Consider the following 14,751-nt stretch of genomic DNA (forward strand, 5'->3'; position numbering starts at 1 on the left):
CTGATCTCCACGGCCGCTCCCTACAGTCAGGACCCATGAGCGCACGCCGGATACTGGTGGTCGAGGACGAACGGACCATCGCCGAGTCCATCGCCGCCCGGCTACGGGCCGAGGGTTTCACTGTGGAGATCGCGGCGGACGGGCCCAGCGCGGTCGCCCAGTTCCACACCGGACAGCCGGATCTCGTCGTCCTCGACGTGATGCTGCCGGGCTTCGACGGCCTGGAGGTGTGCCGCCGGATCCAGGCCGACCGGCCGGTGCCGGTGCTGATGCTCACCGCCCGGGACGACGAGACCGACCTGCTCGTGGGGCTGGCAGTCGGCGCGGACGACTACCTCACCAAGCCGTTCTCGATGCGGGAACTCACCGCCCGGGTGCATGTCCTGCTGCGTCGGATGGAGCGGGCCGCCGCCACTCCCGCGCCGCCCGCCCTCCGCCTCGGCGACATCGAGATCAACGAGGCGGAGCGACGGGTCCGCCGGGCCGGGGCGGACGTGCACCTCACCCCGACCGAGTTCGACCTGCTGGTCCACCTCGCGGGGCGGCCCCGCACCGTGCTCCCCCGGGAACGGCTGCTCGCCGACGTCTGGGGGTGGTGCGACGGGAGCGGCACCCGCACCGTGGACAGCCACATCAAGGCTCTGCGCCGCAAGCTGGGCGCCGACCTCATCCGCACGGTGCACGGGGTCGGCTACGCACTGGAGCTGCCGTCATGACGGCGACAGTGCTCACCTGGCTGGACCGGGTGCTGGAGTTGCTGCCCCGACCGTTGGACCCGGTGCGCTCGATCAAGCTGAAGCTGGGTGTGCTGCTTGTCGCCTCCGGGGCGGCCGGGCTCGCCTACTTCTCGTACGGCATCGGCTGGCCGCCGCCGATCACCTCGGCCACCGCCATCGCCGTCGCCCTGCTCACCTCGCAGGTGCTCGCCCACGGCATGACCTCGCCGTTACGGGACATGACGGCTGCCGCCGGCGCGATGGCCCGCGGCGACTACACACGTCGGGTACGCGCCACCTCCCGCGACGAGGTCGGCGAGCTGGCCCAGGCGTTCAACAAGATGGCCGAGGATCTGCACGCCGCCGACCAGCGTCGACGCGAGCTGATCGCCAACGTCTCGCACGAGCTGCGTACGCCGATCACCGCGTTGCAGGGCGTGCTGGAGAACATGGTGGACGGGGTCGCCGACCCCGAACCGGCGGCGCTGCGTTCGGCGTTGGCCCAGACCGAACGGCTCGGGCACCTCGTCGCCGACCTGCTCGACCTGTCCCGACTCGACGCCGGGGTGGTGCCGCTGCGGCGCGTACGCCTGGACGTGGGGGACTTCCTCGACGAGGCGGTGGAGCACGCCACGGCCAGCGCGTCCGGCGCCGGGCTGGACGTGCGCTTCCAGCTCCGTGACCTGCCGACACCGCTGACGGTCCACGCGGACCCGTGGCGGCTGCACCAGGTCTTCGCGAACCTCCTCGACAACGCGGCCCGACACAGCCCACCCGGCGGCACGGTACGGGTGTGCGCCGAGGAACACGGCGACCAGCTCCGCTTCGAGGTGAGCGACGAGGGTCAGGGCATTCCGCCGGCCGAGCGTTCAAGGGTGTTCGAGCGGTTCACCCGCGGCGACCGTGCCGCCGGCGGCGGGACCGGTCTCGGCCTGGCCATCGCCCGGTGGGTCGTCGAACTGCACGGCGGGCGGATCGGTGTCCTCGACCCCGCCGGACCAGACCGGGGTGACCGGCCCGGCTGCCGCATTCAGGTCACCATCCCGTGCGACGGGCCATACCGAGAAGAGGCCGCATGACCAGCCCCGGCAGCACCCCACTCCCGGCCAGCGGACCGACCGGACCGCAGGCCTCCCCGACCGTCGGCGCCGGCCCGGCCACACCGGCCGCCAGCCGGCCTCAGGCGTGGCCGGTCACACCCACCCCGCCCAGGCCACCGTCGCTGGTCCAACGCCGCTGGCCGGGGCCATCCGGCCCGGCCCGTCCGCAGGTGCTGGGGGCGCTGACGGCTGCGGCGGTCGTCGGCGCCTCGGTGCTCACCATGGTTCGTCCGGGCCTCGGCTGGCTGGTCGCCGCCTTGGCCGCCACGGCAGCCCTCGTCACCGCCAGCGTCGTTCGTTCCGGGACGTCGTCCCCGGCGGCGAACCCCGTCACACCGACCGGCGAGGCGGCACCAACGGCTCCGGCGGGGCCGGCCGCTGCACCCGAGCCGACAGTCCAGGCGGTCTCCGCCCGTCCCGGTGCCACGGGGGCACCGGGGCGGGCGGAGCAGGCCATCTGGGCCGCCGCGACCGTCGCGTTGACAGCCGTCGGCACGGTCCGTGCGGCGGGCTGGCTCTTCGTCCTCTGCCTGCTCGCGGCGGCGGTGACCGGGACACTCGCGGTGACCGGCGGGCGAAGCCCGCTCGGCATGCTGGTCGCGGCGACGCTGCCGCCGGCCGCGACGGTACGGGCGCTCCCTTGGGCGGCACGCGGAATACGCGACACCCGCCCGACAGGGTCCGGGATCGGCTTCGGACGCATCCTCACCAGCCTTGCGATCTCCGCCGTCCTGCTGGCGCTGTTCGGGATGCTCTTCTCCTCCGCCGACGCGGTCTTCGCCGAACTGGTCGCCGGCCTGCTGCCGGACATCTCGCTACCCGGCGTGATCGGCTGGACGGTCCGCCTGTTGCTGATCGGCGGCCCCCTGCTTGGTGGCGCGTACCTGGTCAGCCGCCCACCGGACCTGGAGGGTCTGCGACCGACGCCGTCACGACCGGCCCACCGACTGGAGTGGACCCTCCCGCTGGTGCTGCTCGACGCCCTGTTCGCCGTGTTCGTGCTGGTCCAACTGACTGTGTTGTTCGGCGGCGCGGGGCACGTGCTGCGTACGGCCGGGCTCACCTACGCCCAGTACGCCCGTGGCGGGTTCTGGCAACTGCTCGCCGTCACCGCGCTCACCCTGCTGGTGATCGCGGTCGCCGCCCGCCGGGCGGCGACGGCCACCCGGGCGGACCGGCTGCTGGTCCGGGTCCTGCTCGGCACGCTCACCGCGCTCAGTCTGGTGATCGTCGCTTCGGCGCTCTACCGGATGCAGGTCTACGCCGACGCGTACGGCGCCACCCGGCTGCGGCTCGTCGTGACGACCATGGAGCTGTGGCTCGGGCTGCTCTTCCTCCTGGTCGGGGTCGCCGTGGTGCGGCTGCGGGCCGAGTGGCTGCCCAGGTTGGTGATCGGCACTGCGGTGCTGGCCCTGCTCGGGTTGGCACTTGTCAATCCCGACCGGCTGATCGCCGACCGGAACGTCGACAGGTATCTGAAGACCGGCCGGTTGGACGTCGACTACGTGTCCGGGCTGTCGGCCGACGCCGTACCGGCGCTGGCCCGACTGCCCGAACCGATGCGCACCTGCGCACTGACGCGAATCGCCGTCGAGCAGCCCCGGGACGGCCTCTGGGCGACGAACCTCGGCCGGCTGCGGGCCCGGGCGGAACTCGACACGATTCCGGTGAGCCACACCCTGACCTACTGTCTCGACCTGGAACGCTGGTGAGCACGAACGCTTGACAATCGCGTACGGCGGGCGAGACTGCCGGGGTGGCCAAGCAACTCCCCGACGTCGGGTCGAGCGGTGCGGTACCGCCGCCCCGGCGGTCCCGGATCGTGCTGGCAGAGATCACCAGGCAGGACACCCGCGCCGAGCGGACCCGCGCCGAGCTGGCCCAGCAGACCCAGGTCGGCGAGGCGCTGGTCCGCGGCCTGGTCCGGGCGCAACTCGCGCTGGCGCTGCGGCTGTCCCTGGTGGTGGCCATCGGTCTGGGCGGGCTGCCCTGGCTGTTCGCGATCGCGCCCTCGCTCGGCCGGACCACAGTCGCCGGCGTCAACCTGCCGTGGCTGCTGCTCGGAGTGGTCTCCTTCCCGTTCCTGATCGCCGTCGGCTGGGCGTACGTACGGCTGGCCGAACGCAACGAGCAGGACTTCACCGACCTGGTGCAACGGCCGGAGCGCTGAGTGGGCAACGACTTCGTGGTCCCGGCCATCGTCGCGGTCACCCTGGTCACCGTCGGGATCGGCTTCTACGGGCTGCGGTTGGCCCGGACCACGTCCGACTTCCTGGTGGCGTCGCGGGCGATCAGTCCCACCTGGAACGCCGCCGCCATCGGCGGGGAGTACCTGTCGGCGGCGAGCTTCCTCGGCATCGCGGGGCTGGTCCTCAAGTACGGCGTGGACGTGCTCTGGTACCCGGTCGGGTTCGCCGCCGGTTACCTGGCCCTGCTGCTCTTCGTGGCCGCGCCGCTGCGCCGCTCCGGTGCGTTCACACTGCCCGACTTCTGCGAGGTGCGGCTGGGGTCGCGTCGGCTCCGCATCCTTGCCACCGCCTTCGTGATCTTCATCGGTTGGCTGTACCTGGTGCCGCAGCTCCAGGGCGCCGGGCTGACCCTGGCCACCGTGGCCGGCTCCCCGTACCCCCTCGGAGCCCTGCTGGTGGCGGCCGTGGTCACCGCGAACGTGGCGCTGGGCGGCATGCGTGCGATCACGTTCGTGCAGGCGTTCCAGTACTGGCTCAAGCTGACCGCTCTCGCCGTACCGGTGATCTTCCTGGCCCTGCAGTGGCAGGCCGACGGCCGCCCGGCGGTGACCCCGCCCGACGGGCCGACGTTCCGGACCGCGACCACAGTCGTGGTCGAGCACCGCGCGACCCTCACCCTGCCCGACGGTGACATCCGGGAGGTACGCCCCGGCGACGAGTTGACCTTCGCCGCCGGTGATCCGGTGCCGGAGGTCTCCGGGGTGGCCACCGATGCCAACGACTGGTTGCTGCCCAGCGCCGCCGGTGACGACGACCGGGGCCTGTTCGCCACGTACTCGCTGATCCTGGCCACCTTCCTGGGCACCATGGGCCTGCCGCACGTGCTGGTGCGCTTCTACACCAATCCGGACGGCGCGGCGGCCCGTCGGACCACACTGGTCGTGCTGGCGTTGGTCGGCGCGTTCTACCTGCTGCCCACCCTGTACGGAGTCCTCGGCCGGATCTACACCCCGCAGCTGCTGCTCAGCGGCCAGACCGACGCGGTGGTGGTGCTGCTACCCGAAGCGGCCCTGGGTGACGGCCTGACCGGGCGGCTACTCGCCGCGCTGGTCGCCGCGGGCGCCTTCGCGGCGTTCCTCTCCACCTCGTCCGGCCTGCTGACCAGCGTCGCCGGGGTGATCTCGACGGACGTGCTCGGCCGGGGCTCGGTACGCGGGTTCCGGCTGGCCACCGTCATCGCCGGTGGTGTGCCAGCGGTGCTGGCGCTGCACGTCTCCGGGCTGGACGTGTCGCAGGTCGTCGGGCTGGCCTTCGCGGTCGCCGCGTCGAGTTTCTGCCCGCTGCTGGTGCTCGGCATCTGGTGGCGTGGGTTGACGGATGTGGGCGCCACCGCCGGTGTGGTGGCCGGCGGCGGCGCGGCGATCGGCGCGGTCCTGGTCACGGTGCTCGGTCCACCGCTGTCCGGCTGGCCGGCCACACTCATCGCGCAGCCGGCCGCCTGGACGGTGCCGCTGGCCTTCACGGTGATGGTCGCCGTGTCGATGGCGACCCGTCGCCGGGCCCCGGCCGACGTCGCCGCCACAATGCTCCGCCTACACACCCCGGAAGCCCTGCGGATGCAGTGATCACCGCTGCCAACCGGCGGGGCGCAATCGAGGGCTGAGGTGGCCACCGAGGACTTACTACACTGCGTTCGTGACGTACCCCTCGGATCTGAACAGGTCAATTTCCGAGCTGCTGTCGACACTCGGCCGCGGCGACGCAGGTGGCGCGGCGGAGGCGCAGCCGGTCGTGCAGGGCGTGGGCGAGGCGGCCGACGGAATGGTCCGGGTGGTGGCGCTCCCCGGTGGACAGATCGAGTCGGTCTGGATCGACCCGCGCATGATGCGCGGGGCCTCGGAGAGTCTGGCCGAGGAGATCCGCGAGGCCACCAATGCCGCCCTGACCGACCTACGCTCGGCACTTGCCGCCGCCACTGCCGCACCGGACACGACGGCGTTGCTGGAGCAGCTGCGCGAGGTGCAGCGCAGCGCGGTGCCGCAGTTGCAGGGCATCATGGACACTCTCAGCGGCGTCCAGGAGCGGCTCGCCTCTGGTGGGCGGCCCTGAGATGGGCCGGGTTGTGGACCCGGCCGGGCTACGCGATGCCGGCACCAACCTTCAGGACATCTCCGACCGCTTCCTCACCGAGCTACGGACGTTCCTGGCCGATCTGCAGGGGTTCGGCGCGCCCTGGGGCGGCGACGACATCGGCAGCCTGATCGGTGCGGCCTGCGAGGAGGTGACCGCGTACGCCGCCGAGTGCTTCGAGTCCGTCATCGAGGAGCTCGGCGTGGTCGGCGTCGACCTCAACCGGATGGCGCACCTGATCGACGAGGACGAGCGGGCTGTCGCGGAGCGCATGGCCGGGCTCGGCCAGCAGCTGGGGTGAGCTGACATGGGGCTGCAACTGCCGGGTGAGCTGACCACCTTCCTCAGCATGATCGGTTACGACTGGCCGCAGGCGGACGAGACCGCCCTGGTCGAGATGGGGCAGCGCTGGCTCGCCTTCAGCGGCACGTTGCAGACCCTGACGGCGGAGGCGGGGCAGGCGGCCGAGCCGGTCGGGGCCAGCAACGCCGGTGCCGACATCGAGGCGTTCCAGCGGTACTGGACCGAGCAGGAGGGCCCGGTGCCGGTGTTGCAGGACGGGGCTCTCGCGGCCACCCTGGCCGGCACCGGGCTCATGATCGTCGGAGCCATCGTGCTGGCCTTGAAGATCCAGGTCATCGTGCAGTTGGTGATCCTGGGCATCCAGATCGCGCAGGCGGTGGCGACAGCTGTCGCGACGTTCGGGGCCACCCTCGCGGAGATCCCGATCTTTCAGATGATCACCCGCGAGATCGTCGGTCTGCTGATCGACGAGGTGATCGGAGCGCTCCTCGATGGGTAAGCGGGCCCGGGGAAAATTCATCCGGGCCGCCCTGTCCCACCTGCGCAAACAGCGGGCACGAGCGCGACGCGGGCAGCGGACGGACGGCATGACGCCGGAACGCCTCCGGCACACCCTGCTGGGCGAGCGCGACGGCCGAGCCTCGGGATGGCACCACCGCCCGGGCGGCATCGACCCGCCCGGCGCGAAAGTCATCAAGGTGACGAGGCGGGACAACCGCACCGGCGTCTACAACGCCAGGGTCGCGATGTTGAACCGGCGCAACGGTGAGTGGCGGGAGAAGCGCGGCGGCAGCACCTTCTTCCCTGACCACTGGACACCCCAGGACGTCGACAACGCGATCACCAGGGGGTTCCACTCCCCCGATGTCGTGAAGGACCCGGAGACCGGACGGTGGTCGGGCAAGTTCAACGGTGTGCATCTGAGAGGCTTCTACGATCCGGAGACCGATACTCTCGCCCACGGTTTCCCCACTCTTCCTGGAGGCACTCCTTGAGCATCGAGTTCCGCTGGTCGGAGGAGCGGATCGCGGAATACCACTCCACGGACCGGCGGCTCGCCTGCCTGGGGATGTGGTTGACCGACGACATCCAGGTGGTGCACGAACTCTGCCTGGACCTGCTGGCCGATCTGGAGGACATCGCGGCGGGGCGCAAGGAGAGCGAGAGCTGGGAGGGCAACGCCTGGGCCGCCGAGCTCAGCGCCAACGGCGTCGACCTACAGAACCTCTGGCGGGACGTGCTCAAGGCCCACTACCCGCTCGCGGAGACCCGACGGGTGGTGGCGCAGTACTGGCGGTTGCTGGCACAGGACCCGGACCGCACCCGGGCGGTGACCGAGTGGGAGCGGGACAACGGTCGTCAGCACCCGTACCAGGGGCTCTGAGGGCTCGTCCGCCTCGGGGATGATCGCGGGTCCGCCCGTCGCCGGACGGCGGAACTGGCGATCGACGGATAACGTCGGCGCATGACTGTTGAGCACCCCGCGCTCGCACTGCGTGGCCTGGCCAAGCGGTTCGACGGCACGATCGCGGTGGCCGGCGTCGACCTGGACGTCCCCGCCGGCTCCTTCTACGGCCTGCTCGGCCCGAACGGCGCCGGCAAGACGACCACCCTGTCGATGGCGGTCGGATTGTTGCGACCGGACGCCGGCTCGGCCTGGGTGCTCGGGCACGACGTGTGGCAGGACCCGGTCGCCGCCAAGCGGCTGCTCGGTGTGATGCCGGACGGAGTCCGGCTCTTCGACCGGCTGACCGGCGCGGAGCTGCTGGCGTACAACGGGTTGCTGCGGGGGATGGACCCGGCGGTGGTCGACCAGCGGGCTGCCGAGCTGCTGGACGTGCTGGCGCTCGGCGACGCCGGTCGGACGCTGGTGGTGGACTACTCGGCGGGCATGAAGAAGAAGATCGGCCTGGCCTGCGCGCTACTGCACGGCCCCCGGGTGCTGGTGTTGGACGAGCCGTTCGAGGCGGTCGACCCGGTCTCCGCAGCCCTGATCCGGGACATCCTCACCCGGTACGCGGCCGGCGGCGGCACCGTGGTCTTCTCCAGCCACGTCATGGAGGTCGTCGAGCGGCTCTGCTCGCACGTGGCGATCCTGGCTGGCGGCACCATCAAGCGCGTCGGGACCATCGACGAGGTCCGCGGCGGTCGCTCGTTGGAGCAGGTCTTCGTCGAGGTGGTCGGCGGGCGCACCGCGACCGGCGAGGAGCTGTCGTGGCTCTCCCAGTGAGCGTGGACGCCACCCCCGCCGCGCCCGTACGCACCGTCTCCGCTCGACACTTCGCGCGGCTCAAGCTGCGGGTGATGGGCAACAACTTTCGGGGCCAGGGCTGGCGGATCGCCCTTTTCGTCGGCGGCGCGTTGCTCGGGCTCTGGTTCGCCGCCAGCGGGTTCTTCCTCTTCGCCGCGCCGGGCCTGGCCGGCAACGGCGAGTACGCGGTGCTGATCGCGGCGGCCGGTGGCGGGCTGCTGGTGCTGGGTTGGCTGTTTCTGCCGCTGGTCTTCTTCGGTGTCGACGAGACACTGGACCCGGCCCGGTTCGCGCTGTTGCCGCTGCCCCGGCGCACGTTGGTGACCGGCCTGTTCGTGGCGGCCCTGATCAGCGTGCCGGTGTTGGCGGTGCTCATCGCGTCGTTCGGGCTGGTGCTGACCTCCTGGTCGTTGGGTGGCTGGTCGGCGGGGTTGGTCGCCGTCGTGGGTGTGCTCGCCGGGCTGCTGCTCTGCGTCGCCGCCAGCCGGGCGGTGACCAGCGCGTTCGCCAGCATGTTGCGGTCCCGACGGGTCCGCGACCTGGCGGCCGTGCTGCTGGCGGTGACGGCCGCGCTGCTCGGCCCGTTGCAGGTCTTCGGCCTCGCCGCGCTGCGCGAGGCCGACTGGGACCGGCTCGCCGGCGTGGCGACCGTGATCGGTTGGACACCGTTGGGCGCCCCGTGGACCGTCGGCATCGACGTGGCCCAGGGGCGCGTGTGGGCGGCACCGGTCAAGTTGCTGATCACGGTGGTGACTCTCGGCGCCCTGCTGGCCTGGTGGTCCCGGTCGATCGAGTCGGCGATGGTGGGTGCGGCCAGCGCCGGTAAGGCCCCGGTGCGGCGCGGGGTCACCGGCGGCGCGGTCGCCCAACTGTTTCCCCGGGTCGCCACCTGGGCCGGCCGGGACCAGTTCGGTGCCCTGGTCGCCCGGGAGGCCCGTTACTGGTGGCGGGACGCGCGCCGCCGCGCCAACCTGATCACGATCGCGGTGGTCGGCATCTTCGTGCCGGTGTTGATCAATGTTACGGGTGGGGACTTCGCGTTCGAGGACGGCGCCGGGTTCACTGCGGCTGCCAGCGACAGCTCGCCCGTCGTGGTCACCATCTCCATGCTCCTCGTGGGCGTCCTCGCCGCCGTCACCCTGGCCAACCAGTTTGGCTTCGACGGCAGCGCGTACGCGGCGAACGTGGTGGCCGGGGTGCCCGGCCGGGTCGAGTTGCGGGCCAGGATGACGGCTTTCTCGCTGTACGTGCTGCCGATGTTGGGCGTCGTCGCGGTGGTGCTGTCGTTCCTGCTCAGTCGACCGGAGTGGATCGGGCTCACCATCGGCGGCCTGGTCGCCACCTACGGTGCCGGGCTGGCGGTGAACAGCCTGATCTCGGTGCTCGGGGCGTACTCACTGCCGGAGACGAGCAACCCGTTCGCCATGAACAGCGGTGCGGGCCTGGCGAAGGGCCTGCTCACCCTGCTGGCCATGCTCGCCTCGGTGGTTGCCGCGGTGCCGATGGTGGTGGCCGCCGCGCTACTCGGTGACGCGTGGCTCTGGCTGGCCCTGCCGGTCGGCGCCGCGTACGGGCTGGGCGCGGCGCTGCTGGGCGCGTACCTGGCCGGCGACGTGCTGGACCGACGTCAGCCGGAACTGCTGGCCACTGTCACGCCGCGCCGCTGACCGACGCGACGGCCAGCCGCCTGGCCAACATCGGCGATGAAGCCACGCTGAGCGGCCGGAGCGAAGGTGGGAGTCGGGCCGTGCCGGGCGGGACCGGATCTGAGCGGTCGGCAGGCCCGCCGAATCGACCACCCGCGTGGGCGAACGGGCCGACGGTGGCCCTGCCGCGACCGGGCCGGCTGGCTGACCCTCGCGCAGACCTGGCGGGCGAACGGTGGCCGCTGGTGATGCCCGCCGCCCCCGGCCGGCGGACCGGGCCTCGGACCACGCAAACGACCAGACGGCGGGATCGGTGTGCCACCCCGAGCGTGATGCCCCTCAGACATCACGATGACTCAGGGGCATCACGGTCATTCGCGTATTGCCCTCGGGCGAGCGGACCGTGCCACAACCGGTCGACCGGCACCGGCCGGCCGGAGAGCCACGGTGAGCCGGCCACACCTGCCGATGCGACCACTGTGGCGGTGCCGTGGTTGCGGCGCGCTCTGGCCGTGCCAGCCACCCCGCTGACCTGCACGAGCGCTTCGCTGGTTGGGCGAGGGTCCGGGGCGGCACAATGTTTCACGTGAATCATGAGCCGGGTGCCGAGATCCACCACACCGATCCGTTCGCGGTGCCGACCGGGCAACGGTCGCCGGTACGCCGACTGCGTGGTCGCCTCGCCGCACCGGTGACCCTCTGGACGGCACCCGGTCCGGCCGGGCTGACCGTCTCGTCCACCCTGGTCGCCGAGGGGGAACCGGACCGGCTGATCGGGCTGATCGACCCGGAGTCCGACCTCTGGGCGGCCGTCGAGGAGTCGGGTCGGTTCGCCGTCACGCCGCTCGGCCCGCCACACCGGCAGCTCGCCGACCGGTTCGCCGGCCTCTTCCCCGCCCCGGGCGGGCTCTTCGCCACCGGCGCGTGGAACGAGACGCCGTACGGGCCGGTTCCGGCGGACGCCGGCGGCTGGGCCGGGTGCCGGCTGGACACCGCCCGGGAGTACGGCTGGGGCCTGCTGGTCGAGGCCACGATCGAGGCGGTCGACCTGACCGGGGAGGCCACCCCGCTGCTGCACTACCGGGGTCGCTACCACGAGCTGCCGGTCTGAACGGACACCTCGCCAGGGGCTACCGATCACCGCAGTGACCTGAGTCACTTGGCGCAGCCAGGCAACCGCTCGGCGCACTCGCCGACCGGCGTCGATCTCAGCCTTCCCTGCCGGGGAGTGCGCTCTTTACGGTGCGCGAAACTCCTCTGACGCCTGTGAAGGTGGTGATCCACAGATGTCCACGGACACACCCGCTCCGGCTGCTTCCCAGTCGGACAAGTACCTGGCCGTACAACGGTCGGACGAGTTCGCCGGGCTGCGGCGTGCGCTGCGCGGCTTCGTCTTCCCGATGACCGTCGCGTTCTTCCTGTGGTATGCGCTCTACGTCATTCTCTCCGCGTACGCCCGGGACTTCATGGGCACGAAGCTGTTCGACAGCAACATCAACGTCGCACTGGTCTTCGGCCTGCTCCAGTTCGTCTCCACGTTCCTGATCGCCTGGCTCTACTCCCGGTACGCGGACCGGAAGATCGACCCCATCGCGGACCGGATCCGCGCCGAGATCGGGGAGGTGACCCATGAGCAAGGTCCTCGCGGTTGAGACGTTCCTCGCGGCCGAGGCGGGCGATCACACAGCCCGCAACCTGACCATCACGCTCTTCCTGGTCTTCGTGGCGGTGACCCTGGGTATCACCATCTGGGCCAGCCGGCAGACCAAGACGGCTACCGACTTCTACGCGGGCGGCCGGTCCTTCTCCGGCTTCCAGAACGGCATGGCGATCGGCGGCGACTACATGTCGGCCGCCTCGTTCCTCGGCATCGCCGGCATCATCGCGCTGTACGGCTACGACGGCTTCCTCTACTCGATCGGCTTCCTGGTCGCCTGGCTGGTGGCCCTGCTGCTGGTAGCGGAACTGCTGCGGAACTCGGGCCGGTACACGATGGCGGACGTGCTGGCCTTCCGGATGCGTCAGCGTCCGGTGCGTACGGCGGCGGCGGTCTCCACCATCACGGTGTCGATCTTCTACCTGCTCGCCCAGATGGTTGGCGCGGGCGCGCTGGTCGCGCTGCTGCTCGGCATCCGGCCGGGGACGACCTTCCTCGGCATGGACGCGGACACCGCGAAGGTCGCCACCATCATCATGGTCGGCACGCTGATGATCATCTACGTGACCGTGGGTGGCATGAAGGGCACCACCTACGTGCAGATCGTCAAGGCGTTCCTGCTCATGAGCGGCGCGCTGTTGATGACCATCCTGGTGCTGGCGAAGTTCAACTTCAACCTGTCGGAGCTGCTCGGCCAGGCGGCCGCCGCATCCGGCAAGGGCAGCGCGTTCCTCGAACCCGGGCTCCGGTACGGCGTCGAGGTGGCCGGCAACTCGACGCAGACGTTCTACAACAAGGTCGACCTGCTGTCCCTTGGCATCGCCCTGGTGCTCGGCACCGCCGGTCTGCCGCACATCCTGATCCGCTTCTACACGGTGCCGACAGCGAAGGCGGCCCGTAAGAGCGTGCTCTGGGCGATCGGCATCATCGGCACCTTCTACCTGCTCACCCTGGCCCTGGGCTTCGGTGCGGCGGCGCTGGTCGGCAGCCAGGCGATCACGGCACAGGACAAGGCCGGCAACACCGCGGCACCGCAGCTGGCCGAAGCGCTCGGCATCGAATTCTTCGGCGGCGAACTGGGCGGGGCAGCCCTGCTGGCGATCATCGCGGCGGTCGCCTTCGCCACCATCCTCGCTGTGGTCGCCGGGTTGACGCTGGCGTCGTCGTCCAGCCTGGCGCACGACTTCTACGCCAACGTGCTGAAGAAGGGTGAGGCGTCGGAGCGGCAGGAGGTGCGGGTCGCCCGGATCTCCGCCCTGGGGATCGGCGCGGTGTCGATCGCCCTGTCGATCTACGCGCAGAACCTCAACGTGGCGTTCCTGGTGGCGCTGGCCTTCGCTGTCGCCGCCTCGGGCAACCTGCCGGCGATCCTCTACAGCCTCTTCTGGCGGCGGTTCAACACCTCCGGCGCGGTGTGGTCGATCTACGGCGGACTGCTCTCGGCGGTGCTGCTGGTGTTCTTCTCGCCGGTGGTCTCCGGTGCGGCGACCTCGATGTTCCCGGACCACGACTGGCAGTGGTTCCCGCTGTCCAACCCGGGCATCCTCTCCATCCCGTTCGGTTTCCTCTGCGGGTGGATCGGCACTGTCATCTCCAAGGAGCACGACGAGGACAAGTACGCGGAGCTGGAGGTGCGCGCCCTCACCGGCGCTGGCGCCCACTGATCGCGGCACCTGTCGGGGGGTCCCCTGTTGACGTACGACGTCAACAGGGGACCCCTTCGGCGAATTCGGCTGTCGGTAGGCTGAGCCGCATGAAGGTTGCTGAGCGCTTTGGTTCCGATCACCGCGTCCTCGTCACCGGCGGGGCTGGCTTCGTCCCGTCGCACCTGGTGGACGCCCTGATCGCCCGAGGCTGCACGGTGGTGGCGCTGGACAACTTCGTGACCGGCTCCAAGGAGAACGTCGCCCACCTGCTGGATCGGCCGACCTTCACCCTCGTCGAGGCGGACATCTCCGACGGTCTGCCGACCCACCACCCGGCGCTGGCCGAGCGGTTCGACGCGATCCTGCACATGGCCTCTCCGGCCAGCCCCACCGACTTCGCCCAGTTGCCGGTGGAGATCCTTCGGGTCGGCTCGGTCGGCACCCTGCACCTGCTGGAGCGTGCTGCCGCCGACGGCGCCCGGTTCCTGATGGCCTCCACCTCCGAGGCGTACGGGGACCCGAAGGAGCACCCGCAGCGGGAGACCTACTGGGGCAACGTCAACCCGATCGGGGTCCGCAGCGTCTACGACGAGGCCAAGCGCTTCTCCGAGGCCGCGACGATGGCGTACCACCGCTATCGCGGGCTCGACGCGGCGATCGTCCGGATCTTCAACACGTACGGCCCGCGGATGCGCCCGGACGACGGCCGCGCCATCCCCACCTTCATCTCCCAGGCGCTGCGCGGCGAGCCGATCACCGTGCACGGCACGGGCAACCAGACCCGGTCCATCTGCTTCGTCGAGGATCTGGTGCGCGGCATCCTGCTGCTGCTCGACTCGACCGAGACGGGCCCGGTCAACTGCGGCACCGAGCACGAGCTGACCATGCGGCAACTCGCCGAGTTGATCGTGTCGCTCTCCGACAGCACCTCGAAGGTGACCTATGTCACCCGCAGCTCGGATGACCCGGAGATGCGCCGACCGGATCTGACGCTCGCTCGTGAACTGCTCGGGTACGAGCCGTCGGTAGCGCCCGAAGATGGCCTGCGACGCACGATCGAGTACTTCCGCTCGCGGCTAGGGTAACCAGATTCTCGCGTACCGCCTGTCGCTG

General features: G+C 70.9%; 15 protein-coding genes and 1 pseudogene. All 16 read left to right on the forward strand.

Annotation, left to right across the window (positions count from 1 at the left end; genetic code table 11):
* Positions 1-35 precede the first annotated feature (35 nt).
* The 16 genes and pseudogenes from MED01_RS19455 (at position 36) to MED01_RS19530 (ending at position 14,723) form a co-directional block, all read left to right on the forward strand.
* Positions 36-716, forward strand: coding sequence for a response regulator transcription factor (locus tag MED01_RS19455; RefSeq protein ID WP_238669989.1), 681 nt, complete (start codon positions 36-38; stop codon positions 714-716).
* Positions 713-1,795: a HAMP domain-containing sensor histidine kinase gene (locus MED01_RS19460; RefSeq protein ID WP_238669990.1), complete on the forward strand. Its 1,083-nt coding sequence runs from the start codon at positions 713-715 to the stop codon at positions 1,793-1,795. Before MED01_RS19455 ends, MED01_RS19460 begins: the two co-directional genes overlap by 4 nt.
* Positions 1,792-3,528 carry a DUF4153 domain-containing protein gene (locus MED01_RS19465; RefSeq protein WP_238669991.1) on the forward strand — a complete coding sequence of 579 codons (1,737 nt, stop codon included), beginning with the start codon at positions 1,792-1,794 and terminating at the stop codon, positions 3,526-3,528. Before MED01_RS19460 ends, MED01_RS19465 begins: the two co-directional genes overlap by 4 nt.
* A 44-nt stretch (positions 3,529-3,572) precedes the next feature.
* Entirely contained in the window at positions 3,573-3,986 is a 414-nt protein-coding gene (locus MED01_RS19470) for a DUF485 domain-containing protein (RefSeq protein WP_238669992.1), read from the forward strand.
* Complete coding sequence (locus tag MED01_RS19475) at positions 3,987-5,630, forward strand: sodium/solute symporter (protein ID WP_238669993.1); 1,644 nt, start codon at positions 3,987-3,989, stop codon at positions 5,628-5,630.
* Between the two features lie 70 nt (positions 5,631-5,700).
* Positions 5,701-6,114, forward strand: a complete 414-nt coding sequence (locus tag MED01_RS19480; protein ID WP_238669994.1) for a YbaB/EbfC family nucleoid-associated protein — start codon at positions 5,701-5,703, stop codon at positions 6,112-6,114.
* A gap of 1 nt (position 6,115) precedes the next feature.
* Positions 6,116-6,436, forward strand: coding sequence for a hypothetical protein (locus MED01_RS19485; protein WP_238669995.1), 321 nt, complete (start codon positions 6,116-6,118; stop codon positions 6,434-6,436).
* 6 nt (positions 6,437-6,442) lie between these two features.
* Positions 6,443-6,937: a WXG100-like domain-containing protein gene (locus MED01_RS19490; protein ID WP_238669996.1), complete on the forward strand. Its 495-nt coding sequence runs from the start codon at positions 6,443-6,445 to the stop codon at positions 6,935-6,937.
* Complete coding sequence (locus MED01_RS19495) at positions 6,930-7,433, forward strand: EndoU domain-containing protein (protein WP_238669997.1); 504 nt, start codon at positions 6,930-6,932, stop codon at positions 7,431-7,433. Before MED01_RS19490 ends, MED01_RS19495 begins: the two co-directional genes overlap by 8 nt.
* Positions 7,430-7,822: a hypothetical protein gene (locus MED01_RS19500; RefSeq protein ID WP_238669998.1), complete on the forward strand. Its 393-nt coding sequence runs from the start codon at positions 7,430-7,432 to the stop codon at positions 7,820-7,822. Before MED01_RS19495 ends, MED01_RS19500 begins: the two co-directional genes overlap by 4 nt.
* 81 nt (positions 7,823-7,903) lie before the next feature.
* A complete protein-coding gene (locus MED01_RS19505; protein ID WP_238669999.1) occupies positions 7,904-8,668 on the forward strand; it encodes an ABC transporter ATP-binding protein in 765 nt (254 codons plus the stop codon).
* The gene (locus tag MED01_RS19510; RefSeq protein ID WP_372493685.1) at positions 8,653-10,356 is read left to right on the forward strand and encodes an ABC transporter permease; all 1,704 of its coding nucleotides are present in this window, start codon (positions 8,653-8,655) and stop codon (positions 10,354-10,356) included. The genes MED01_RS19505 and MED01_RS19510 overlap by 16 nt, the downstream gene beginning before the upstream one ends.
* Before the next feature lie 447 nt (positions 10,357-10,803).
* A pseudogene (locus MED01_RS19515) lies at positions 10,804-11,446 on the forward strand (flavin reductase family protein).
* Between the two features lie 175 nt (positions 11,447-11,621).
* Positions 11,622-11,987 carry a DUF485 domain-containing protein gene (locus MED01_RS19520; RefSeq protein WP_238670000.1) on the forward strand — a complete coding sequence of 122 codons (366 nt, stop codon included), beginning with the start codon at positions 11,622-11,624 and terminating at the stop codon, positions 11,985-11,987.
* The gene (locus MED01_RS19525; RefSeq protein WP_238670001.1) at positions 11,965-13,656 is read left to right on the forward strand and encodes a monocarboxylic acid transporter; all 1,692 of its coding nucleotides are present in this window, start codon (positions 11,965-11,967) and stop codon (positions 13,654-13,656) included. The genes MED01_RS19520 and MED01_RS19525 overlap by 23 nt, the downstream gene beginning before the upstream one ends.
* Positions 13,657-13,745: 89 nt before the next feature.
* Positions 13,746-14,723, forward strand: a complete 978-nt coding sequence (locus MED01_RS19530) for an NAD-dependent epimerase/dehydratase family protein (protein WP_210782732.1) — start codon at positions 13,746-13,748, stop codon at positions 14,721-14,723.
* The last annotated feature ends 28 nt before the right edge of the window (positions 14,724-14,751 follow it).

Source organism: Micromonospora alfalfae, assembly GCF_022230925.1.
Classification (GTDB): domain Bacteria; phylum Actinomycetota; class Actinomycetes; order Mycobacteriales; family Micromonosporaceae; genus Micromonospora; species Micromonospora alfalfae.